Source organism: Rhizobium sp. NLR10b (genome assembly GCF_019685435.1).
GTDB lineage: Bacteria > Pseudomonadota > Alphaproteobacteria > Rhizobiales > Rhizobiaceae > Rhizobium.
The window spans coordinates 90656-110804 of the sequence record NZ_JABDWV010000008.1 but is presented as its reverse complement, the minus strand read 5'-3'; the positions used below and the strand labels follow the sequence as shown (position 1 = coordinate 110804).

The 20149-nt window shown below is 60.8% G+C and carries 16 protein-coding genes and 2 pseudogenes; 3 read left to right on the top strand and 15 right to left on the bottom strand.

Annotation, left to right across the window (positions count from 1 at the left end; genetic code table 11):
* The first annotated feature begins 33 nt into the window (after positions 1–33).
* Together HJB91_RS15140 and HJB91_RS15135 are read left to right on the top strand one after the other, a co-directional pair.
* On the top strand, positions 34–477 hold the full coding sequence (locus tag HJB91_RS15140; protein ID WP_183705585.1) for a DoxX family protein: 444 nt from the start codon (positions 34–36) through the stop codon (positions 475–477).
* A complete protein-coding gene (locus tag HJB91_RS15135; protein ID WP_183705586.1) occupies positions 474–2072 on the top strand; it encodes an MFS transporter in 1599 nt (532 codons plus the stop codon). Before HJB91_RS15140 ends, HJB91_RS15135 begins: the two co-directional genes overlap by 4 nt.
* Positions 2073–2170: 98 nt before the next feature.
* On the opposite strand, the gene HJB91_RS15130 is transcribed toward HJB91_RS15135, so the two are convergent.
* Together HJB91_RS15130 and HJB91_RS15125 are read right to left on the bottom strand one after the other, a co-directional pair.
* Positions 2171–2809 (bottom strand): hypothetical protein, encoded by a 639-nt coding sequence (locus HJB91_RS15130; protein ID WP_183705635.1) that lies wholly within the window; start codon positions 2807–2809, stop codon positions 2171–2173.
* A gap of 772 nt (positions 2810–3581) precedes the next feature.
* Positions 3582–4505, bottom strand: coding sequence for a LysR family transcriptional regulator (locus tag HJB91_RS15125; protein ID WP_221139236.1), 924 nt, complete (start codon positions 4503–4505; stop codon positions 3582–3584).
* 154 nt (positions 4506–4659) lie between these two features.
* On the opposite strand from HJB91_RS15125, the gene HJB91_RS15120 reads away from it, so the two are divergent.
* The gene (locus tag HJB91_RS15120) at positions 4660–5841 is read left to right on the top strand and encodes an MFS transporter (RefSeq protein ID WP_221155219.1); all 1182 of its coding nucleotides are present in this window, start codon (positions 4660–4662) and stop codon (positions 5839–5841) included.
* 381 nt (positions 5842–6222) lie between these two features.
* Here the strand turns inward: HJB91_RS15120 and HJB91_RS15115 are convergent, their stop codons facing one another.
* The 13 genes and pseudogenes from HJB91_RS15115 to HJB91_RS15055 all read right to left on the bottom strand — a co-directional run bounded on the left by HJB91_RS15115 (position 6223) and on the right by HJB91_RS15055 (position 20117).
* Positions 6223–7287 carry an LLM class flavin-dependent oxidoreductase gene (locus tag HJB91_RS15115; protein ID WP_221155218.1) on the bottom strand — a complete coding sequence of 355 codons (1065 nt, stop codon included), beginning with the start codon at positions 7285–7287 and terminating at the stop codon, positions 6223–6225.
* A 47-nt stretch (positions 7288–7334) separates the two neighbouring features.
* Positions 7335–8336, bottom strand: a complete 1002-nt coding sequence (locus HJB91_RS15110) for a C-terminal binding protein (RefSeq protein ID WP_259672819.1) — start codon at positions 8334–8336, stop codon at positions 7335–7337.
* A gap of 18 nt (positions 8337–8354) precedes the next feature.
* The gene (locus HJB91_RS15105) at positions 8355–9251 is read right to left on the bottom strand and encodes an ABC transporter permease (protein WP_221155214.1); all 897 of its coding nucleotides are present in this window, start codon (positions 9249–9251) and stop codon (positions 8355–8357) included.
* Positions 9244–10077: an ABC transporter ATP-binding protein gene (locus tag HJB91_RS15100; RefSeq protein ID WP_221155213.1), complete on the bottom strand. Its 834-nt coding sequence runs from the start codon at positions 10075–10077 to the stop codon at positions 9244–9246. The genes HJB91_RS15105 and HJB91_RS15100 overlap by 8 nt, the downstream gene beginning before the upstream one ends.
* A gap of 70 nt (positions 10078–10147) precedes the next feature.
* Positions 10148–11323: an ABC transporter substrate-binding protein gene (locus HJB91_RS15095; protein WP_259669891.1), complete on the bottom strand. Its 1176-nt coding sequence runs from the start codon at positions 11321–11323 to the stop codon at positions 10148–10150.
* Positions 11324–11461: 138 nt separating this feature from the next.
* The gene (gene msuE, locus HJB91_RS15090) at positions 11462–12022 is read right to left on the bottom strand and encodes an FMN reductase (protein ID WP_221155359.1); all 561 of its coding nucleotides are present in this window, start codon (positions 12020–12022) and stop codon (positions 11462–11464) included.
* 42 nt (positions 12023–12064) lie between these two features.
* A pseudogene (locus HJB91_RS15085) lies at positions 12065–13054 on the bottom strand (ketopantoate reductase family protein); the annotation flags it as partial.
* Between the two features lie 2 nt (positions 13055–13056).
* Positions 13057–14254, bottom strand: a pseudogene (locus HJB91_RS15080) (acyl-CoA dehydrogenase family protein).
* Entirely contained in the window at positions 14254–15357 is a 1104-nt protein-coding gene (locus tag HJB91_RS15075) for an LLM class flavin-dependent oxidoreductase (RefSeq protein ID WP_221155211.1), read from the bottom strand. The pseudogene HJB91_RS15080 and the gene HJB91_RS15075 overlap by 1 nt, the downstream one beginning before the upstream one ends.
* A 140-nt stretch (positions 15358–15497) precedes the next feature.
* Entirely contained in the window at positions 15498–16589 is a 1092-nt protein-coding gene (locus HJB91_RS15070) for an LLM class flavin-dependent oxidoreductase (protein WP_221155209.1), read from the bottom strand.
* On the bottom strand, positions 16586–18283 hold the full coding sequence (locus tag HJB91_RS15065) for an ABC transporter ATP-binding protein (RefSeq protein WP_221155208.1): 1698 nt from the start codon (positions 18281–18283) through the stop codon (positions 16586–16588). The genes HJB91_RS15070 and HJB91_RS15065 overlap by 4 nt, the downstream gene beginning before the upstream one ends.
* Complete coding sequence (locus HJB91_RS15060) at positions 18262–19110, bottom strand: ABC transporter permease (RefSeq protein ID WP_221155205.1); 849 nt, start codon at positions 19108–19110, stop codon at positions 18262–18264. Before HJB91_RS15060 ends, HJB91_RS15065 begins: the two co-directional genes overlap by 22 nt.
* Entirely contained in the window at positions 19107–20117 is a 1011-nt protein-coding gene (locus tag HJB91_RS15055) for an ABC transporter permease (protein WP_221155204.1), read from the bottom strand. Before HJB91_RS15055 ends, HJB91_RS15060 begins: the two co-directional genes overlap by 4 nt.
* Between the last annotated feature and the right edge of the window lie 32 nt (positions 20118–20149).

Here is a 20149-nt window from a genome sequence, read left to right as displayed (position 1 = left end):
ACAGCCGCTCGCGGCGGACATACAGGAGCCGACATGACCTACCAATCTCAATCATCCAATCCAATCCGGAGCCGCGTGGCAGGCGTCGTCGAATCGCCTGTGGTGCGGACGGCGTCGCTGCTGGCTCTTTGCGCAGCCTACATCCAGGGTCCGCTCACCAAGATCTTCGACTTCAACGGTGCACTGGCTGAGATGGATCATTTCGGTCTGCATCCCGCCGCGTTCTTCGCGATCGCCGTGATCGTATTCGAGCTGACGGCCTCCGCGATGGTGATCTCGGGTTTCCTGCGCTGGGCGGGCGCGCTTGCGCTTTCAGGCTTCACCCTACTTGCAACCTTCATCGCCCTTCGCTTCTGGGAGATGGCGCCTGGGATGGACCGCATGATGGCCACCAATGCCTTCTTCGAGCACCTCGGCCTCGCAGGCGCATTCGTCTTCGTTACAGCATTCGACCTCGCCAAGGGAGCAGGCAAATGAGCGCCGCAAAATCATCCGGGGGAACCTTCGCGCCCCTCGCACAGCCCGTGTTCGCCGTCCTCTGGATCGCCACCGTTATTGGTAACACCGGAAGCTTCATGCGCGATGTCGCAAGCTCCTGGTTGATGACGGATCTGTCCGCATCGCCGGCCGCGGTCGCCATGGTCCAGGCTGCCGGAACCCTGCCGATTTTCCTGCTTGGCATCCCCGCAGGCGTTCTCACCGACATCCTCGATCGCCGCAAGTTCCTGATCGCCATTCAGGTGCTACTCGCCTCTGTCAGCATCGCGCTGATGGTTCTCTCGCAGACAGGCATGCTTTCGGTCAGCGCGCTGATTGGCCTGACCTTTTTCGGCGGCATTGGCGCGGCATTGATGGGACCGACATGGCAAGCAATTGTGCCGGAACTGGTGAAGCGCGAGGACGTGAAGAGCGCGGTGGCGCTCAACTCGCTCGGCATCAACATCGCCCGCTCCATCGGACCTGCCGCGGGTGGCCTGCTTCTCGCAGCCTTCGGAGCCGGGATCACCTATGGCGCGGACGTGGCCAGCTATATCGTCGTGATCGCAGCTCTTGTCTGGTGGCCGCGGACAAAGAACTCCAACGATGCGCTTCAGGAGAACTTCTTCGGTGCGTTCCGGGCCGGACTTCGCTACACCCGGTCGAGCGAGCCACTGCACGTCGTGCTTCTGCGGGCCGCGATCTTCTTTGCCTTCGCCAGCGCGGTCTGGGCTCTTCTTCCGCTCGTTGCCCGACAACTCCTCGGTGGTGATGCAAGCTTCTATGGCATCCTGCTTGGTGCGGTAGGTGCTGGTGCGATCGGGGGAGCCTTGGTGATGCCGAAGCTGCGTGAACGCTTGAGCTCGGACGGACTGCTTCTCGGCGCCGCGCTTGTCACAGCAGCCGTCATGGGAGTCCTGTCGCTTGCGCCGCCGAAGATCATTGCCATCGTGGTCCTTCTTTTCCTCGGGGGAGCATGGATCACTGCCCTGACTACACTCAACGGGGCAGCGCAGGCCGTTCTCCCGAACTGGGTGCGTGGTCGTGGTCTTGCCGTCTATCTGACCGTCTTCAACGGTGCGATGACTGCCGGAAGTCTCGGCTGGGGTGCAGTCGGCGAAGCTGTCGGCATCCAGTCCACCTTGCTCATTGGAGCGGCCGGCCTGCTCATCGCCGGGTTCATCATGCACCGCGTGAAGCTTCCCGCAGGCGATGCCGACCTTGTGCCGTCCAACCACTGGCCCGAGCCGCTCGTTGCCGAGCCAGTTGCCCATGATCGTGGCCCAGTTCTCATCCTGATCGAATACAAGGTCGAGAAGCAGCACCGCACAGCCTTCCTGCACGCTCTTGACCATCTTTCCAGGGAACGTCGCCGCGACGGTGCCTACGGATGGGGTGTCACTGAGGACTCGGCGGACCCTGAGAAGATCGTCGAGTGGTTCATGGTGGAATCCTGGGCTGAACATCTTCGCCAGCACAAGCGGGTCTCGAACGCCGACGCCGATCTGCAGGGGAAGGTTCTGGCTTACCATGCCGGTCCTGAGAAACCCGTCGTCCGGCACTTCCTGACAATCAACCGACCGGCGGCGGCTTGACACGGAAAAAAGGGGTGGCGGCTACGGCCGCCGTCTCCAGATCCTCTGGCGAGCTAGGTAACTCCTGCGATCATTTTGCGATGCGAACGCCGCCAATCCTACCGCAGCAGGCCTTCGTTCCCGAACTCGTCCCAACCGCTCAGCCCGGTCGCGGGGTCGTCATCGTTCGCATCAGCTTGTTTGACTTTTTCTTGTTTTTTCAGTGAACGCGTCAGCTTCGCCTGATAGGCGGCGCGTCGCCGGTTTTCCGCTTTCACCACCGCGTCTTGCTCGCGCCATTCGTCCACGGCCCCGCGGTCGAGCAGATCCTCTACAACCCGTGGATCAAATACGTGGAAGGTGATCCGTCGCGCTCGGCCTTGCAGCCGGACGGTTCTCGTTCCAGCGCTCGGAAGACGCCCATCCTCCAGCCAACGCATCCTTTCAGAGGCCGTGATCGTTAGGATGTCCTCGATCTCGCGAGGGATGATCCGAAGGTCTGAAATGTTCTGGAGGGCTTCGGTCACAATCGACGAGGTCGCGCGAAACGCCGTCTTCGAAGTCTCCGGCATGACGAGGGTAAGCTCGCCCGACTGCACATCCAGCGACTTTCTGACCGCCGGGGGCAGGCGGGACCGGATCTCCTGCAGGATTCCCTTCACCCTGACAGCCGATCCGAGCGTCGCCTCCACGGGGAGTGACCACTCCCTGATCAGCTCGGGATCATCGCTCTTATTTTTCGTCTTCGTGTTGGGCATACCGGAGCAGATGGGGTCGGAAGCGGCGAGCGTCAACCGGCTGCCTGTCCGATGCCCGCCTTTGGCGCTTCGCACATTCGGGCGATTTTGCTTGATCCACGAGGGCCTATGTGTCCGTTCTGTTAGCCAGGGCACCCACCCTGCCGTGAGGGATCACCCACTTTAAAGCGGCAGGGCCGCTCAAGTCCTTCCACCGCCAGCGGCCAGCGATTTGATCGGCTTGACTTCGTACTACATTGACGGGTTTTACCACAAGGAACGCGGCCATTGAGGACATCGCCAAGGTTCCGACCAACTCCCCCGAGTCTATGTCCACGTTGACGAGCGCCCTTGAAATCTGCGGTGATAGGAATGCCCGCAACCTCGGCCGAAAGCCGCGAGTCAAGCCGCTGACGTGCAGTAGGTCGGACACTCGAGAGGATCGCCCGTACCGTGACAGACATCCGACTACCGGTCGTTGTCTTCCCCTCGCTTGAAATAGGGCAGCAGAGGCGGCGCCAATCAACAGAAAGACGCCCACGCCGGAAAGGGGTCCAAATCCCGGCAAGCGTATCGTCAGGGTTTAGGGCAAGCGACGGATGGGCGTCGGTGGGATTATCGGCCGCTCGAGAATGCACAATCGACTTGCTTCGGCACAGGCCTGAGATTGGGTCGGCCGAGATGCGCGAGAACAGACCGGCGGACGTCGCCACTCGGCAGCTGAGCAAAGCGGTCAGGCTTGATACCGTATTTTAGGGTGGACCATGTATTTGCACCTTACCTTTCTAGAGTTTCAGATGACCTGTTCCGGCGAACGATCTTTGCCGACATTTTCCGCAAGGAAATCTATGAAAGCGCGAATGCGGGCTGCGAGGTGCTCGTACCCGGCGAATACTGCGTGGATCAATTCGATGTCTTCAGGATTGTATTCTTCCAGCACGGGGATGAGTAATCCAGAGTCGATCTCTGGCTCTACATGAAATTGGCCGATCCGAGCCAAACCAACGCCGGCAAGGCACAACCTGCGTATGGCCATTCCGCTGTTGACCGCGCTGTTGCCGGATACGGGCAACCGATACATCTCGGTCGATCCCGGCGCTCGAAAGGGCCACTCGTTGAGCGTTCGGCGGAAATTGAAAGTCAGGCAATTGTGGCCAGCGAGATCGGCCGGTGTCTTTGGTATGCCATGGGCATCCAGATAGGCCTGAGATGCAACAATGACGCGCCGGCTTTCAAGGAGTTTCCGGGCTTTCAGTGACGAATCTTCCATGGGGCCGGAGCGGATCGCAATGTCGGTCCGCTCTTCGATCAAGCCAATGACGCCGTCCGTAAGTGATATGTCGAGTTGCACTTCGGGATAGAGTTTGAGGAACTTCGGGACGAGCGGGAGGAGATAGCGTTCGCCAAAGCCAACGGAGGCATTGACCCTGAGAATCCCTCGCGGCGCGACTTTTCTGCCAGACGCGATGATCCGTTCAGTCTCCGCAATGTCGCCCAGGATTCGCCGGGCTCTCTCCAGATAAATTTCGCCTTCCGGCGTGAGCGTCATCGTGCGGGTTGAGCGGACGAGCAGTCGGGTCCCGAGCCGGTCCTCAATCCTGGTGACAAGCTTGCTCACCGCCGATGGCGAAAGTTTCAGGCGCCGTCCGGCCGCCGAAAAACTCTGCAATTCCGCCGCATTTACAAATACTTCCATTTCACCAGTGCGATTATCCATCGTGTTGTCCTGTGAATTCGATTCACATCTGTTTCCTCAATATTGCCAATTATCACAAAAGTCCCGTGCAATCATATTGCGGTCAACAACTTCGTCTGACAGCGCTGCTGTCTTTGCAGCCGCCACCTCAACGGCGAGCGGAAAGGAATTTATTATGCCTTTAGCAATCTTAGCCTTGACGATCGCGGCCTATGCGATCGGTACCACAGAATTCGTGATTGTCGGTCTTTTGCCGACCGTTGCCACAGACCTCGACATTACCCTGCCGCTTGCCGGGCTTATCGTCAGCGTCTATGCGCTCGGCGTCACCTTTGGCGCGCCGATCCTGACGGCGCTCACTGCCAAAATCGAAAGAAAGCCGTTGCTGCTCGGCCTAATGGCCTTATTCATCGTTGGCAATACAATCGCGGCGTCGTCGCCGGGCTACGATCTGCTGCTTGTGGCCCGGGTGATCGCCGCCTTCGCCCATGGCGTGTTCTTCTCGGTCGGCTCGACCATTGCCGCCGATCTCGTGCCGGAGAACCGCCGCGCTTCGGCCATTGCCATGATGTTCATGGGCCTGACAGTTGCCATCATCACGGGCGTGCCACTCGGCACCTATATTGGCCAGATCCTCGGTTGGCGCGCGACTTTCTGGGCCGTTGCCGCACTCGGCGTCATCGCCTTCCTCGCCATTGCCGCCCTGTTGCCGCACACGCTCAAGAAGGCGCCGCCGGCAAGCCTGCTCGATCAGCTTCGCGTTCTTGGCTCCGGTCGTCTGCTCATCGTCTTCGCAATGACAGCGCTTGGCTACGGCGGAACCTTCGTCGCCTTCACCTTCCTGGCGCCAATCCTGCAGGAAATCACCGGCTTCTCCGAGGAGAGCGTCAGCCTTATTCTGGTTCTCTACGGCATCGCAATCGCAATCGGCAACATTGCCGGCGGCAGGATCGCCAACCTTAACCCGGTCAAGGCATTGATCGGTCTGTTCATCTTGCAGGCCATTGTACTTGTCATCTTGACCTTTACCGCGGCCTCGCCGGTTCTGGCGATCGTCACCCTGGCTGCGCTCGGGTTCCTTCAGTTCGGCAACGTGCCCGGCCTCCAGCTCTATGTCGTCAAACTGGCCAAAGAACACCGTCCGGGTGCCGTGGACGTCGCATCGGCTCTCAATATTGCCGCCTTCAACCTAGGCATCGCGATCGGCGCATGGCTGGGCGGCCTGGTGGTTGAATCGCCGCTTGGCCTCGGTGCGACCCCTTGGGTTGGTGCCATCCTGGTTGTCATCGCTCTGTTGCTGACCGTGTTGAGCGGCGCTCTCGACCGTCGCGCGGTTCCGGCCCTGAAGACAGCCTAACACAGCGACCCGGCGCGTTCGGCGCCGGGTCGCTCCCATAGGATCTCACCCAGGAGAATTCCCATGTCTACGTTGAAAGCCCGCGAGTTTTCCGCGCTTTCATCGGCAGCAAGGGGGATGACTTTTACCTGACTGCCCGCGATCTGAACACTAACCTGACGGTCTTCCCGAACGGTTATTCTGGCAGCGTCTACGTGTATGCCTGCCTTTCGGCAGTTCCTGGCGCCGGCGGGTTGAGTTTTGTCGAGTCCTACAAAGCACTCATTGGCCGAAGCTTTCCAAAACTGACTGCCTGGGGCCAAACAGGAAAGCCCCTCGCCCCCGCACGGATCGCTAATTCGCTGGAGGGCACCGTCCGTCAAAAACCGCCGCGCGCTGATGCTATCGCAGGAGCGGCAGCAACCGATCACCTTGACGCTTTATCTCCTGCAGATATGGGGTGTCGGATAGGATAAAGTGGCTAATACCAAGATCCTGATATTTGCCCAGGGAGCCTGCCACGTCCTCTGCCGAACCGACGAGCCATGTCGTCCCAGCACCGCCGCCGCCGAACTTGCCCGGCGCGGTGTAAAGATTGTCGTCCAGCACATCGCCGCGCTTGTGCAGGTCAAGCAACCGCTGCTGACCCACCGCGCCAGCTTTATGATCGCTCCAGTTACCACTTCTGCCTTCGGCCATCGCAGCAACTCTTGCCTCCGCGTCCGACCAGGCCTGCTCCCTGGTGTCGCGGACCAAGGTTGTTATCCTCAGCCCAAACTCCAAGGGCGCGAGGTCACGGTCCAAGCCTTTGCTGAGGGTCTTCAAACGCTCGATCCGCTCACGTACACCATCGAGCGGCTCGCCCCAGAACAGTTGGACGTCGGCTTCGGTCGCAGACACCCGTTCGGCGGCCTCGGAGGCGCCGCCGAAATAGATTTTGGGGTGGCGGCGATCGCCACGCACATCGAGCCGCGGTGCAACGGTGGAACCGGTCACATGAAAATGCTGGCCGTTGAATGTGACATCCTCTTCCGTCCACAACAGGCGGATCAGCCGCATGAACTCTTTCGTACGCACGTAGCGCTGCGCCTGATCTCCTTCGTCGTCGCCATAGGCGCCAAGGTCGTCCTGTCCGGAGACGACGTTGACCCGAACACGCCCCCCGGTAAGCTGGTCGAGCGTCGCTGCAGCGGAAGCGAAGTTCGCCGGGCGCCAGTAGCCCGGGCGCACAGCGATCAAGGGCTCGAAGGTCGTGGTGCGTGCGGCAAGCGCTGCTGCGATCGTAAAGGTGTCAGGGCGACCCCAGCCCGTCCCGATGAGCGCCCCCTTCCAGCCATGCTCCTCGAGTGCTCTGGCCTGGCCGGTCAGTGTTTCAAGGCTGTTATGATTTTCGGTTGCGGCGTCGCCCCTGTGGCCTGCCTTGACGTCGTTTGGAATGTACCACAGGAATTCGGAGCTATTGGTCATAGGGGATAGCCTAGATTGTTCTGACTGGATCGTGAAAGGTCGTGTGGTTAGGCCGTGACGCGATTTCGCAACCGGCCCTCCTCGAGCAGGATTCTGACCGTCCGCGCTGCATTGGTGCGCATTTCGACAGCCGCATGGTCGGAATAGAAGGCGTTGTGGGGCGTGATGACAAGCCGTCCGGCAAGCCAATCATCGCGGTTTCGCCATGCAGACAAGAGAGGATGTTGGCCGGGCGGTTCCTGGGCCAGTGTGTCGATCGCCGCTGCAGCAAGATGGCCGCTGCGCAACGCTTTTTCGAGGGCATCGAGATCCCCGAGCAATTCTCCGCGAGCGGTGTTGACGAGGATCGCCCCCGGTTTCAGCCGCGCGAGACCGTCAGCGTCCAGCATGCCGCGGGTCTCTGCGGTGGCAGGGCAATGAAGCGTGACGATGTCCGACTGAGCGAGAATGTCTGGGAGGCGTTCCACGCGCTCATAGCCTACAGCCTTTTCATGGCCAGGCGGCTGACCTGGATCGTAGCCGAGGATGCGGAAGCCGAACGGCTTCAGTCGGTTGACGACCGCCGTACCGATCCGGCCGACGCCGATGACGCCGATGGTTGCGTGGTTCGAACGGGAAAGCGGTTTGAGGCTATGAACCTGCCAACCGGACGCATAGCCGCGAGCGCGGGCATCATGTTCCCAGAGGCGGCGATGGAGCGAGAGGATCATTGCGATCGCGTGATCGGCAACTTCTTCGGTGCCGTAATCGGGATTGTTGGCAAAGGGGATGCCGGCATTTGCCAATGCCGCAAGATCTATCTTCTCGTAGCCGACGCCATAGCGCACGACAACCCGGCAACGCTTAAGATGCGCAATGCTACGCGAGGTCAGTCGCGCGCCCCACACCATCAACGCGTCGAGCCTTGCCAGGCGATCAACATCAAAGAGCGTCTCGTTCGTGGTCGCGAGAAAATCGATCTCCACATCCTGGCCGAGCACCTCGGCTTCCAGGTCGGGACTGCCAATCATGTGATCGGTGATGCCGACCACGTACTTCTTCTGTGTCATCATCTTCGGCCAGCCATGCTATCGCGTCATGCCCCATTTCAGGATCGTGTGCCGTTCCAACTGCCGGAACAGGACATTCTCGACGAGAAGGCCAAGCAGGATGACGGTCATCAGGCCGGCGAACACCCGGTCGGTGTAGAGCTCGTTGCGGTTCTGGAAGATGTACCAACCGAGCCCGCCACGGCCGGAGGACGCGCCGAAGACAAGTTCCGCGGCAATCAATGTCCGCCACGCAAAGGCCCAGCCGATCTTAAGGCCCGCGATGATCGACGGCAGGGCTGCTGGCACAAGAATAAGGAAGACATAGCGCAATCCGCGCAGGCCATAATTGCGGCCCGTCATGCGCAAGGTCTCCGGCACGCTGGTGAAGCCAGTATACATATTGAGAGCAAGCGGCCAGAGCACCGAATGGATCAACACGAAAATCAGACTTCCCTGTCCGAGCCCAAACCACAGAAGCCCGAGCGGCAGGAGCGCGATCGGAGGCAAAGGATTGAGCATGGAGGTCAAGGTCGACAGGAAATCGCGACCGAGTTGGCTGGATACGGCGAGCGACGTCAGGGCGAATGCCAAAACGGCCCCCGCGACATAACCTTTCAACAGAATATCGATGGAGTTCGCTGCCCGACCAGGCAAAACCCCATTGGCGATATCGTCGACGAAGGCTTGAAGTGTCTGAGTGAACGAAGGCAGGAGAAGGTCATTTCCCTGAATTCTTGCGACGATTTCCCATAAAATGGCGAGAAAGATCAGGATAAGTCCTTTTCGCAGCCATGCCTGCTGCCAGAGTCGGCGCGGAAGCGACACGCTCCGTTCGGTGGAGCTTCCGGCGATTGGCTCAGGCATCAACTCGTATTCAGGTCGGATCGGCGGCGTCGGCCGTGTACCGGGGCCAGCGGTAGCAGTGTCACGCATGATCGCTTTCCCTTGCAATGGGCGCGTCGTCGAACAGAAGGCGGTGTATCCGGGTCGCGGCTGCCTGGAACTCGAGACTTCCGCCACTCTGCAGGTCCCATTCATGGCTATTGATCTCGGCGCGCATGCGACCCGGATGCGGGGACAGCAGCGCAATGCGATTGCCGACGACCAACGCCTCTTCGATGGAATGAGTCACGAACAGCAGGGTAAAGCGTACTTCTTCCCATAGGGTCAGTAGTTCCTCCTGCATCTTGCGGCGGGTCAGCGCATCAAGCGCGGCGAAGGGCTCATCCATCAGGAGGACACGCGGTTCCATTGCAAGAGCCCGCGCGATCGCAACCCGCTGCTTCATGCCTCCTGACAGGGCATTCGGATAGGCCTCGGCAAAACGGGATAGTCCGACCTTTTCCAGATAATGGTCGGCACGTTCGAGAGCTTCCTTGCGGCCGAGGCGGCCGGAGACCCGAACAGGAAACGCCACGTTCTCGCGAACGGTCTTCCACGGCGGCAACTGGTCGAATTCCTGAAAGACCACCACGCGGTCCGGGCCCGGCGCGGTGACCGGACGACCGTCCAGCAGGATTTTTCCTTCACTTGGCGCAATGAAGCCGCCGACCGCCTTTAGCAGGGTGGATTTGCCGCAGCCGGAGGCGCCGAGCAGGATGAAGCGATCTGCTTCCCAAACGTCGAAGCTCACATTCTGGGTCGCCCGCACGATCCGTCCGGGCGCAGCATATTCCAGTGTAACGCTCTCGACCGAAAGAAGCGGCGTTTGTGCTGAGCGCTCTATGGCGCTCACGGATGCGGTTGATGTGCAGTCCATTCTATCTCGCAAATGTTCTGCGCGGCCTTTCGGGCCGCGCTATTGCAGGATCAGGTTAATCCGATGAATGTCAGCTGCCGTTGTCGCCCTGCGCTTCCGGGAAGAAGTAGTCCTTCCAGGAACTGGCCTCGTTCTTCAATACGCCGATCTTGTAGAGCTCCAAGGCATATATGAAGGTGTTTTTGGGCACGATCGAAAAGTCGTTTTCCGGATCGTTGATGATATCGAGGACCAGTTTGGGCGGGAGCTTCGATTTCTGCTCACGGATGAAGGTGTCGGCTGCCTCTGCCTTGTGCGTGCTGATCCAATCCGCGGCATCCCGCAGTGCTGCATAGAATGCAGCGTAGGTCTTGGGGTTCTTGTCGTGGAAAGCGGTCGTCGCGTAAAGGACGTTGAACGTCGCCGGGCCACCGAGAATATCATAGGAACTGATAACCTTGTGAACGGCCTTGTTGCCCTGCAGTGCCTGATAATAAAACGGTGCCGAGGAGAAGTGCGAGTTCACTTCCGTTCCGCCTGAAATCAATGCCGCGGTCGCATCAGGATGCGGAAGGCTGATAGTGATATCGTCGAGCTTTTGAAAATTGTCCTTCCCGAAGACCTTGGCCGCTTCAATCTGCAGCGTGCGTGACTGAAACCCCACACCGGCAGCAGGCACTGCGATCCGGTCATTTGGTCCAAAGTCCTTGAGAGTATGGATATTTGGATTGGTCGTCAGCAGGTAGTTGGGCTGCGCGCCAAGTGCCGCGACGAGTTTGACGTCCTGGCGCCCTTTGGTTCGGTCCCAGGTGGTGAGCGCCGGCGGTACGCCGGCTGCGGCGATATCGAGATTGTCGGAAAGAAGCGCCTCGTTCATTGCCGTCGCGCCGGACACTGTTGCCCATTCGACCGCTATATCGAGGCCAGCTTCCTTGCCATGCTTCTCGATGAGCTTCTGATCGCGAATAACGTCGAGCGTCAGGTAAGAGATGCCGAACTGCTGCGCGATGCGGATCTTTCCTTCGGCCGCAGCTTGCCCAGGCGCTAGCATGGCGATGAGGCCAAGGGACGCCCCAACGGCGAATAACGGATTACGCCATTTGTCATGGCGGCGGCTTTTAAGAAAATAACGCGGCAGCATGTGTGCTCCTGTGTCGGGCGTTGCGGTTACGAAAAGCCATGCATTCACACGACTCTCCACGCATTCCCCGGAAAGAGACGCGTGAGATCGGTCGAGGGTATTAATCTCGACTAATTCTATCAACATGCTTGCATTTCGTTTTCAAGCGCGCCTTGAGATAAGAATCCTTTGAAAACGAGTACCTGGGCAAATAAATGAGCCTAGAAGCTGGCTGGCGACAAATGACCGAAACTTTGTTTCCTAAGCGCTTTGCGCTCTGGCGTGTCATTCAGCAGCGGCACGATTGGCACCATTGATCGGAAAGAAGGCACCAATCTCTCCGACTGCCTCATCAATGCGTTTGAGGATCTGATCTGATGAAACGGTGTAATCGACAAAGTCACGATCGGACGCATAGACCGCGGTTGGCAGCGTGTGGGCCATGAAGAACCCGAACAACGGGCGAAGCTGGTGCTCCACCATCAGCGCGTGGCGATCGCCGCCGCCGGTGGCCGTGATGAGGATCGGCTTCGACCGTAGCTCATGAGGATCGATGAGATCGATCAAATGCTTGAAGAGACCCGAGTAGGAGCCCTTGTAGGTCGGTGCGCCGATGATCAGAATGTCGGCTTCGACAATCTCTTGAATGACATGCTGAGCCTTTCCGTCGAGCTGTTTGCGCCAGAGAGCGCTACCGAGCGATGGTCCGACATCGACCATGTCGTAAGTCACGCTATCAAAGCCGTAGCGATCGCTTGCGCGTCCGGCGATATGCTGTACGAGCGCCGTGGTTTTCGAAGGCCGGCTGAAGCTGCCCGATATCGCAACGACCCTAGGCGTTCCCATGTTATTCCGTTCGGTCGGCTTGCCTTCCGAAGGCACGCTAAGCGCCGCGCCATCGGCAGTAACGCGATAAAATTCACTAATATCTCGTGTGCCTGGGGGACGGCCCTCGATCGCAAGCTTCGCCGCAGCCTGTTGGAAGGCGGCGTTGAGAGGTGCTGCAACGCCGTGAATTCGTCCGAGACGGACGATTTCACCGTTCAGATAATCGACTTCGCTAGAAGTGCCGCGGGTGAAACTTTGCCAGGTGGATTGTTGACCCGGCTTGATGCCACTCTCCGGCGCAACCCGCCAGGTTGAGATGTCGATCTTCCAATCCGAGGGCGCTGCGGGATCGTATCCGGCAGCCAGGAGGACGGTACGTGCCTCTTGCGCAAGGCTGGCTGCGGCCTTTGAGCGGACTTCGGGCGGACCCGCGAAAAGCTCGACGGCATTGGTGACGTTGTGCTCGAGCTTGGCCGCCTTCCATCGCCGGATATCGGGGCGCGCTTCGGCGAGATAGCCGGCCTTTGCAAGATCGGCGACGATCGACAAGGCCGTGTCGTCGAGCCCCTCGGGGTAGCGGCCGAGGGCGACGATGCCGACATTCGGCTCGCCTCCGACGACGACCTCCCCGGTGACGGTGTAGCGAGCCGGAATGCGGATACTCGCCGCATAGACACGATCGAAGCGCCGCAGTGCGATGTCTTCCGCAGCGAGACCGTTTTGTAACGTCACGAGTGGCAGTTCCGATGCAAAGCCTCCACCCTCGACCTGCCGCCAAGCCCAGAATTCCGTGGCCGATTCGACATCCTGCGCCTTGACCGCAAGGACCAGAATATCGCCCGCGCGAAGCGCTGGCGGCGAAGCCATGTCGGCGGTGTTGAGCTTGAGCACACGATGTCCGCCCGGCCGCCGATAGGACAGACCATGAGCGCCGATATGGGCGATCTGGGTGCCACGCCCGATGAGCACGTAGGGCACGCCATGCGTCTCGAACTCGGCCGCGAGGCTCGCGCCGACTGCACCGGCACCAATGATGATGTAGCGTGTCATGATCAGGCCGTCTTCAATACCGTGAAATCGATCGGAGGTTCCAATGGCGCGTCCCTTTCGCTTTTCCAACGTTCGAAGGCGGCGCGCCCGAGAATGGAGATGGAAGTGTCCTCCTGCGGGGCATGGACGAGCACCGACTGAATGTCCCGGAAATGCCGCTCAAGCCCCAGTTCGTTCCCGAGGCCGGGATTGCCGATGCCGCGCACGGCGATCTGCACCGCGTCGCGCAGCTGCCGGCCGGCAAGCAACCGGGCCCGGATGTGCTTTTCGGCCTCGGCTTGCTTGTCCTTCAGGGCATCGAAAATTAGCTGCCGGGCGCCGGAAACGTGAAGGTCGATCTCGCCAGAAAGCGTCACGAAGCGCTCGGTGCGGGCAATCGGATGGCCGAGGTTGGTCGGAACACGGTCCTCAGCAAAGCGTATGAATGCCTCCTGTGCCGCTTCGGCCACCCCGAGATAGAGCGCAGTCAGCGCCAGCGTGATTGCTGCATGGGCGCGGTTGTCCTGCTGTGCAACCGATGGATCGACCAGATCGATGACATTTTCCAGCGGGATTTCCACGTCGGTGTATTCCACATCGTGGGAGCCCGAGGCTCTCATGCCAAGGCTGTTCCAGTTTTCGATGACGCGAATGCCCGGAAGCTTGTTCGGCACGACGAATGTTCCCACCCGGGCGGCTGGCTCATCCGTGTGCGCCCAGACCAGGAAATGGGTCAGACCGTGTGCGCCGGTGACGAAGCGCTTCCGGCCGGTGATCGACCAGCCGGACGCCGTCCGGCGGGCGACCGTCGCCGGCAGGCCACCACGGGCGGGCGAGCCCAGTTCCGGTTCGACACGTGCAGCATTGAGCAGCAGCGGATACTGTTTGGACTGGGTCAGCAGGCGCTTGTAAAGGTCCTCGGGCCAATGGCTCTTGGTTGCCTGGCCGAGGTGGTTGAAGATCGTCATGGCGCTGATCAGCGCCACCGATGGATCGCCACGGCCGAGAGCCGCAAGGATCGTTGCCGCGTCGTGGAGCGTTGCACCAGAGCCGCCATATCTCGCCGCGACAGTGCTTTCGAGCAGGCCGCTTTGGTGAACCGCCCGGATACCAATCCAGGGAAAATCCCCCGTTCGGTCCGCCTCGGGAAGCTGCGTCCGCAAGCGCGCGCGTCGTCGCGTTGAGCAGACTTGAATCGAAAGCCGTGACGCGCGCACTCATCAGGCGGCGGCCTTCTTCTTTGCCTCTTCCCGCTCGCGTATGCCTTCGCGCACCAAGGGCAGTATGTACCGGCCGTAATCGACGGCATCGTTGAAATTGTCGTAGCCGCGTATAGAGATCAGGTCGGCGCCGAGATCGATATAGTCAAGGATCGAATCTGCAATGGTGCGCGGCGATCCGACGAGCGCGGTAGTCGCCCCGGAGGCATTGGTCGCCGTGACCGTCGGATACCACAGGGCGCGATCGTGAACGTCGCCGCGCGCAGCAATGTCGAGAAGCCGCTGCGATCCGACATTGGCGGGACGAGGGGCGGCGGGCGGCGCGCGATGAAGGCCCTTTTCCCGGTTGTCCTTGAGGCGGTCGAGGACCCGGTGGGCCTTTTCCCAGGCCAGTTCGTCGGTTTCTGCAACGATCGGACGGAACGTCACCCAGATCCGGGGCCGGTCGGTCCTACCGGCCTTTGCTGCCTCGGCGTAGATCCGCTCGATCTGCTGCTTGGTTTCCGCCAGCGGTTCGCCCCATAGTCCGAAGATATCGCCGAGCGAGCCGCCGATCCGGTAGGCTGCGTCCGATGACCCGCCGACCGAGATGGGGATGGTTCCATTCGTCGGACGAACGGCGCTGCGGAACTGCTTGAACTGGTAATATTCGCCGTCAAAATCGAAGGGCTCGGTCGAGCTCCATGCAAGACGCAGGATACGGATATATTCCTCCTGCCGCTCGTAGCGCTGCTCCTTGTTGAGGAAGTCGCCCTCGCGCGCCTGCTCGTCATCGCTGCCGCCGGCAATGAAGTGAACGACCACCCGGCCGCCGCTCAACTGGTCAAGTGTGGCAAGCGATTTGGCCGCAACTGTCGGATAGACGGTATTGGGCCTGAGCGCGACGATGATCTTGATGTTCTTCGTATGCGCAAGGACGGTGGCGCCAATGGTGAATGGGTCGAAGGAGGAGGACGAGTAGGGGATCAGCGTATAGTTGAAGCCGTAGTCATCGAGCGCGCGTGCATAGCGCTCGAGATAGCTGGGATCGACCGGAGCGTCCGGGATGGGATCGAGATCGTTCGAGGCGTTGGGAAAGCTGACGCTGATGAATTCCGCGGACATGGGAGCTCCTCTGATTGTCGAATGCTGGACAAAAGTTAGGCGGCAGCTAAGGAGTAAGGAAGACAGGTCTTTCTATTTCCATCGAAACTATAGAAAATATTCCCTAATCGCTCCCGTGAAGATCTGTCCGGGCGGCGGCCTTACCAGTGGGGCGACCAACCGAGGCTTGGAGCGACGGTTTCAGTAAGATCGCTGAGCAGCCGGATGTTCTCGGCAAGGTCGAAGGCAGGCGGCAGAAAGAGGACGACTTCGTCGGCCACGGCAAGGCCGGGATCACTGAGCACCGCTTCGATGACCTGGTCCGGCGTGCCGTGGAAGACCGGTGATATCTGGCTTGCTGGCGGCTGGTTGGTCCGCGAGCTCGGCTCAAGCGCGCCCTTCGGCCGCGATGCTGCAATGCCTTGAGTGCGACGCTCGAGATCATAGGCGGCGTATTTTTCGCGAAGGTCCGGCGTGGTGCCGACCAGGATCGACGCTGCCACAGCAACAGACGGCGGCTCGCTTGTCCGTTCCCTCCGCCAGGTGGCGCGGAAAGCCTCGATGCAGCGCGCCTGATAATCTCCGAAGCTCTCACCTTCGGCGTGGTCATGCTGTACGGTTCCGGCGATCAGCCCGATGCCGAGTTCGGCGGCTTGTATCGCCGATCCTAAGCTGGCGGAGCCCTGTCTGATGCGCGAGCGAAGGGTCGGACTATGCGGCGTCACTCTGAGTTGGCTGCCCTCCGCGGCACCCTGGCCGGGTCCTGCGATGGTGTGCAGAACTTCGCCTGCGATCGCGGAAAGAAAACGGGCTTGACGGCGTTTCGCTTCCGTCCGGGCGTCGGTATCGACCGTGCCGAAGACGGCATCGAAGGCGGCGTTGGAGCCGGTCGAGATCGCCAGTTCCAGCCGGCCGCCGATCAGGAGATCTGTCGTGCCTGCGGCTTCCGCCAGCAGGATGGGATCCTGATAGCGCATCGGAATGACGGCCGAACCGAGGACGATATGCCTGGTGTGCTGGCCGGCTGCGGCAAAGAAGGGGAGCGGTGAGGACAGATAATGGTCGAAATGGCGTTGATAGGCCCAACCCGACTGGTAGCCCAGACGTTCTGCTGCCTTGAAAAGCTCGATGCCTTCCCGCAAGCCGTGAGCCGGGCCGGTCTCGTCGTTGAACGAGACGCGCGTGTTGAAGCCAAGCCGTTTCTTCGGACGGAATGATGCGGACGGTGCCGGGGCGGGGGCGATGACGGTCATGCAATCTTTTCCTCGTTGAAGATCTGCCTGTGCTGCAGGGGCCGAGTTCGCGCAGCGGCGCCTGACGGGATCGATTCCAACAGAGAACGGGTATAGGGCTGGCGGGGGGTATCGAAGATCTCTCCGACGGTGCCATGCTCGACGATGCGTCCGCGCTGCATGACGGAGACCGTGTGGGCAAGCTGGCGCACGAGCGCCAGATCATGCGACACGAAAATATAGGTAAGGCCAAGCTTGACCTGCAGCGACAGCAGCACCTCGACAATATCGGCCTGAACGCTGACGTCGAGCGCAGAGGTAGGCTCGTCAAGCACGATCACATCAGGTTTCAGGACAAGCGAGCGGGCAATGGCGACGCGCTGGCGCTGACCGCCAGACAAGGCGGCGGGCTTGCGGGACAGGAGATGCTCTCCCAGCCCGACATCTGCAAATGCCTTGCGCACCGCAAGCGCCCGCTCCTGATGGGTCCCGATCCTGAAGCGGTCCAGCGGCTCGCGCACGAGCCTCTCGACGTTCCAGGTCGGATCGAGCGATGTGAAGGGGTTCTGGTAGACGAGCTGCAGGTGCCGCCAGACAGAGCGCAGCTGTTCGGGTGACCGACCGTTGACCTGTTCGCCGCCGACCGCGATCTTCCCGGCGTCGGGCTGCTCTAGCCCGAGCAGAAGCCGGATCGCCGTTGTCTTTCCTGATCCGGACTCACCGACCAGCGCATGCGTCGTTCCCGCCTGAACGTCGAACGAGACGTCGTTGACGGCGGTCAGCACCTTGCCGTCGACGGTGAAGGTCTTCGTTACGCCGCTGACCTCGATCTTCGGTGTCTTTTCGCGCAGGGCGCCAAGATGCCGGAAACCGGGCTCTCGCAACGGCCGGTACCGGTCTGGGTTGAGTGCCGGCACGTCGCCGTGAAGTTTTCTGGCGTAGGAGGAGGAAGGCGCGGAGAATATCGTAGCGGTACTGCCAGCCTCCTGGACGATGCCGTCCTTGAGGACCACGATGGAATCCGCGCGCTCGGCTGCGATCGCCAGGTCATGGGTGATCAGCAGAAGGCTGATCTGCAGTTCCTCCTGCAACTTTGACAACAGGTCGAGAATACGCTTCTGGATCGTCACATCGAGCGCGGAGGTCGGCTCGTCTGCGATCAGCAGCGACGGCCGCGGCAGAACGGCGAGCCCGATCAGCACGCGCTGGAGCATGCCGCCGGAAAGCTGATGCGGATAGGAATCAAAGACACGCTGCGGATTGTCGAGCCCGACCTGCGCGAATGTCTCAAGAACGAGTGCCTTGCGAAGCGCCTTGTCCGGTTGGCCCAGCAGCGCGACGGCTTCCATTGCTTGTGCGCCGATCGTGCGGACCGGGTTCAGGGAGTTGCCGGGGTCCTGCGGGACGAAGCCTATCCTGCGTCCCCTGAACGGGCGGAAGCGGCGCTCCGAAAGCCCCAGAAGCTCTTGGCCCTTGAATTCGACGCGGCCCGTGGCCTGTCCCGCTGCGGGAAGCAGTCGTAGGACGGCGCGGGCGATGGTCGACTTTCCCGATCCGGATTCGCCGATCAGCGCGAGACCTTTGCCGCGTTGAAGCTCGAAGCCGACATTGCTGACGACCCTATGGGTGCCGTAGGCAACCGACAATCCTTCGGCCCGCAGCAGCGGGGTCGATGGGCGGTTTGAAAGCATGGTCAGTCTGTCTTGCGGAGCCATCGGCTGATCCTGTTTACAGAGAGGACGGTTGCGATCGTGACGAGGGCCGGGGCATAAACCAACCAGGGCCATTTGAGGTAATCCTTGCCGATCGAGATCAGCAGACCCCAGTCGGAAGCCGGCGGCGGATCGCCGTAGCCAAGGAAGGCAAGGCTGGCGATCACCAGAATGGAATCGCCAAACTGCAGGACGGCAAGGGGCAGCACCGATCGCGATGCGTTCGGAAGTACGTGGCGCCATAGAATGTGCCAGCGCGAGCCACCGAGGAGGAAAGACGATTCGACGAATGTCGCCTGCCGGGTCTTGATGACTTCGGAGCGCATCACCCGGGCAAACAAGGCGACGGCGGACACGCCCGTCGCAATTGCCGCATTGGTCGTGTCGAAACCGATTGCGGTGACGACGATGACCGCCAGCAGGAACTTTGGGATGGCCAGCAACACGTCGACGAGACGGGCAAAGGCCGTGTCCACCCAGCCGCCGAAGAAGCCGGCCAGCAATCCGACAACCCCGCCAGCGACGACGCCGATGACGACCGCGATCAGCGCGCTCGCCACCGACGAGGCGGTGCCATAGACGACGCGTGCATAGAGGTCGCGGCCGAGATGATCGGTACCGAACCAATGTGCCGCACTTGGGCCGAGCAGCTTTTGGGCGGGAGTGCCGTTCACCGGATCGTAATGGGTAAAGAGGCCAGGCGCCAAAGACCAGCCGATCGCCAGAGCAACCACCAGCAAAGACAAGATGACCATAGGCGGCACGCGTAGGCGAGCCAGACGGCCGATCGCCGTCGCGCGCGGGGTGGAGGAGACAGAGGCAAGTGTCATGGGGTCACCGCCTTGGAGATGGGGAGAGAGCTGTCATCGGCGGTCGTCGGGCGGCGCGCCTGCCCGCCGAGAAGTTTGACGCGCGGATCGAGGAGCGGGTAGGTGAGGTCGGCGATCAGGTTGACGACGACGAAGACTACCGCGGCAAGCGAAACGACCGCTTGCAGAACCGGCAGGTCCTGCGTGCTGACCGATCGTTGCACCAGGCTGCCGAGCCCGTTTCGCCCGAACACCGTTTCGGTGATCAGCGAGCCTCCGAGCAACTCGCCGATCGTCAAGGCGACGACCGTGATGACCGGGAGCGACGAAGGCTTGAGCAGGTGCATGACGAAGAGACGCATCTGGCCGAGTCCTCGTCCGCGTGCGACGGCGGCATAGTCCTGGCCGGATTCGTGGTCGAGATTGGCAATCAGGACTTCGGCGATCTGTGCCGAGATCGGAATGCCGAGGGCAATCGCTGCGAAAAGTGTTGCCCAGAAACTGTCGGGCTCGATAACGCGAAAGACGCCGAGCTGAAAGCCGAAGAGATGGATCAGCACCAGGCCGATAACGAAGTTCGGAACCGACAGGAACAGCGACGGGAAGCCGCGGAGCAGTCCCTGGCCGAACCGTCGGGGCAGAAATTGCGTGCCATAGGCGATGATTGCCGCCAGCAACAGGGCAACTGCGAGGCCCGCCGAGGCAAGCACGAGTGTCGACGGCAGAACCTCAGCGATCAGCGTCGCAACCGGCCGGTTGGTTCGCATCGACAGACCGAGATCGCCGGTCACGAAGCCGGAAAAGGCGTTCCAAAGCTGCACGGGGATCGGTTTATCCAGCCCCTGCGCAGCGATGATCTCCTTGATTTCGTCCGGTGTGAAGCCGTTCTGAGGGTTGTTCAGGACGTTGGTGACAGGATCGCCGGGCAGGATGCTGACGACGACGAAGGTGAAAACATAAGACAGCAGGATCACGACGATCGCCTGCAGGAGCCGCTTTCCAGCGTAGTCGAAATAGGCTTTGCTCATGCCCATCACCTCTCTAGTCTGTTGAACGGCTG

What these genes read in the sequence shown, in the direction of transcription:
- HJB91_RS15140 (WP_183705585.1), top strand. Translation starts at nt 34, where the DNA reads ATGACCTACCAATCTCAATCATCCAATCCAATCCGGAGCCGCGTGGCA.
- HJB91_RS15135 (WP_183705586.1), top strand. Translation starts at nt 474, where the DNA reads ATGAGCGCCGCAAAATCATCCGGGGGAACCTTCGCGCCCCTCGCACAG.
- HJB91_RS15130 (WP_183705635.1), bottom strand. Translation starts at nt 2,809, where the DNA reads ATGCCCAACACGAAGACGAAAAATAAGAGCGATGATCCCGAGCTGATC.
- HJB91_RS15125 (WP_221139236.1), bottom strand. Translation starts at nt 4,505, where the DNA reads ATGGATAATCGCACTGGTGAAATGGAAGTATTTGTAAATGCGGCGGAA.
- HJB91_RS15120 (WP_221155219.1), top strand. Translation starts at nt 4,660, where the DNA reads ATGCCTTTAGCAATCTTAGCCTTGACGATCGCGGCCTATGCGATCGGT.
- HJB91_RS15115 (WP_221155218.1), bottom strand. Translation starts at nt 7,287, where the DNA reads ATGACCAATAGCTCCGAATTCCTGTGGTACATTCCAAACGACGTCAAG.
- HJB91_RS15110 (WP_259672819.1), bottom strand. Translation starts at nt 8,336, where the DNA reads ATGACACAGAAGAAGTACGTGGTCGGCATCACCGATCACATGATTGGC.
- HJB91_RS15105 (WP_221155214.1), bottom strand. Translation starts at nt 9,251, where the DNA reads ATGCGTGACACTGCTACCGCTGGCCCCGGTACACGGCCGACGCCGCCG.
- HJB91_RS15100 (WP_221155213.1), bottom strand. Translation starts at nt 10,077, where the DNA reads ATGGACTGCACATCAACCGCATCCGTGAGCGCCATAGAGCGCTCAGCA.
- HJB91_RS15095 (WP_259669891.1), bottom strand. Translation starts at nt 11,323, where the DNA reads ATGTTGATAGAATTAGTCGAGATTAATACCCTCGACCGATCTCACGCG.
- msuE (WP_221155359.1), bottom strand. Translation starts at nt 12,022, where the DNA reads ATGGGAACGCCTAGGGTCGTTGCGATATCGGGCAGCTTCAGCCGGCCT.
- HJB91_RS15075 (WP_221155211.1), bottom strand. Translation starts at nt 15,357, where the DNA reads ATGTCCGCGGAATTCATCAGCGTCAGCTTTCCCAACGCCTCGAACGAT.
- HJB91_RS15070 (WP_221155209.1), bottom strand. Translation starts at nt 16,589, where the DNA reads ATGACCGTCATCGCCCCCGCCCCGGCACCGTCCGCATCATTCCGTCCG.
- HJB91_RS15065 (WP_221155208.1), bottom strand. Translation starts at nt 18,283, where the DNA reads ATGGCTCCGCAAGACAGACTGACCATGCTTTCAAACCGCCCATCGACC.
- HJB91_RS15060 (WP_221155205.1), bottom strand. Translation starts at nt 19,110, where the DNA reads ATGACACTTGCCTCTGTCTCCTCCACCCCGCGCGCGACGGCGATCGGC.
- HJB91_RS15055 (WP_221155204.1), bottom strand. Translation starts at nt 20,117, where the DNA reads ATGAGCAAAGCCTATTTCGACTACGCTGGAAAGCGGCTCCTGCAGGCG.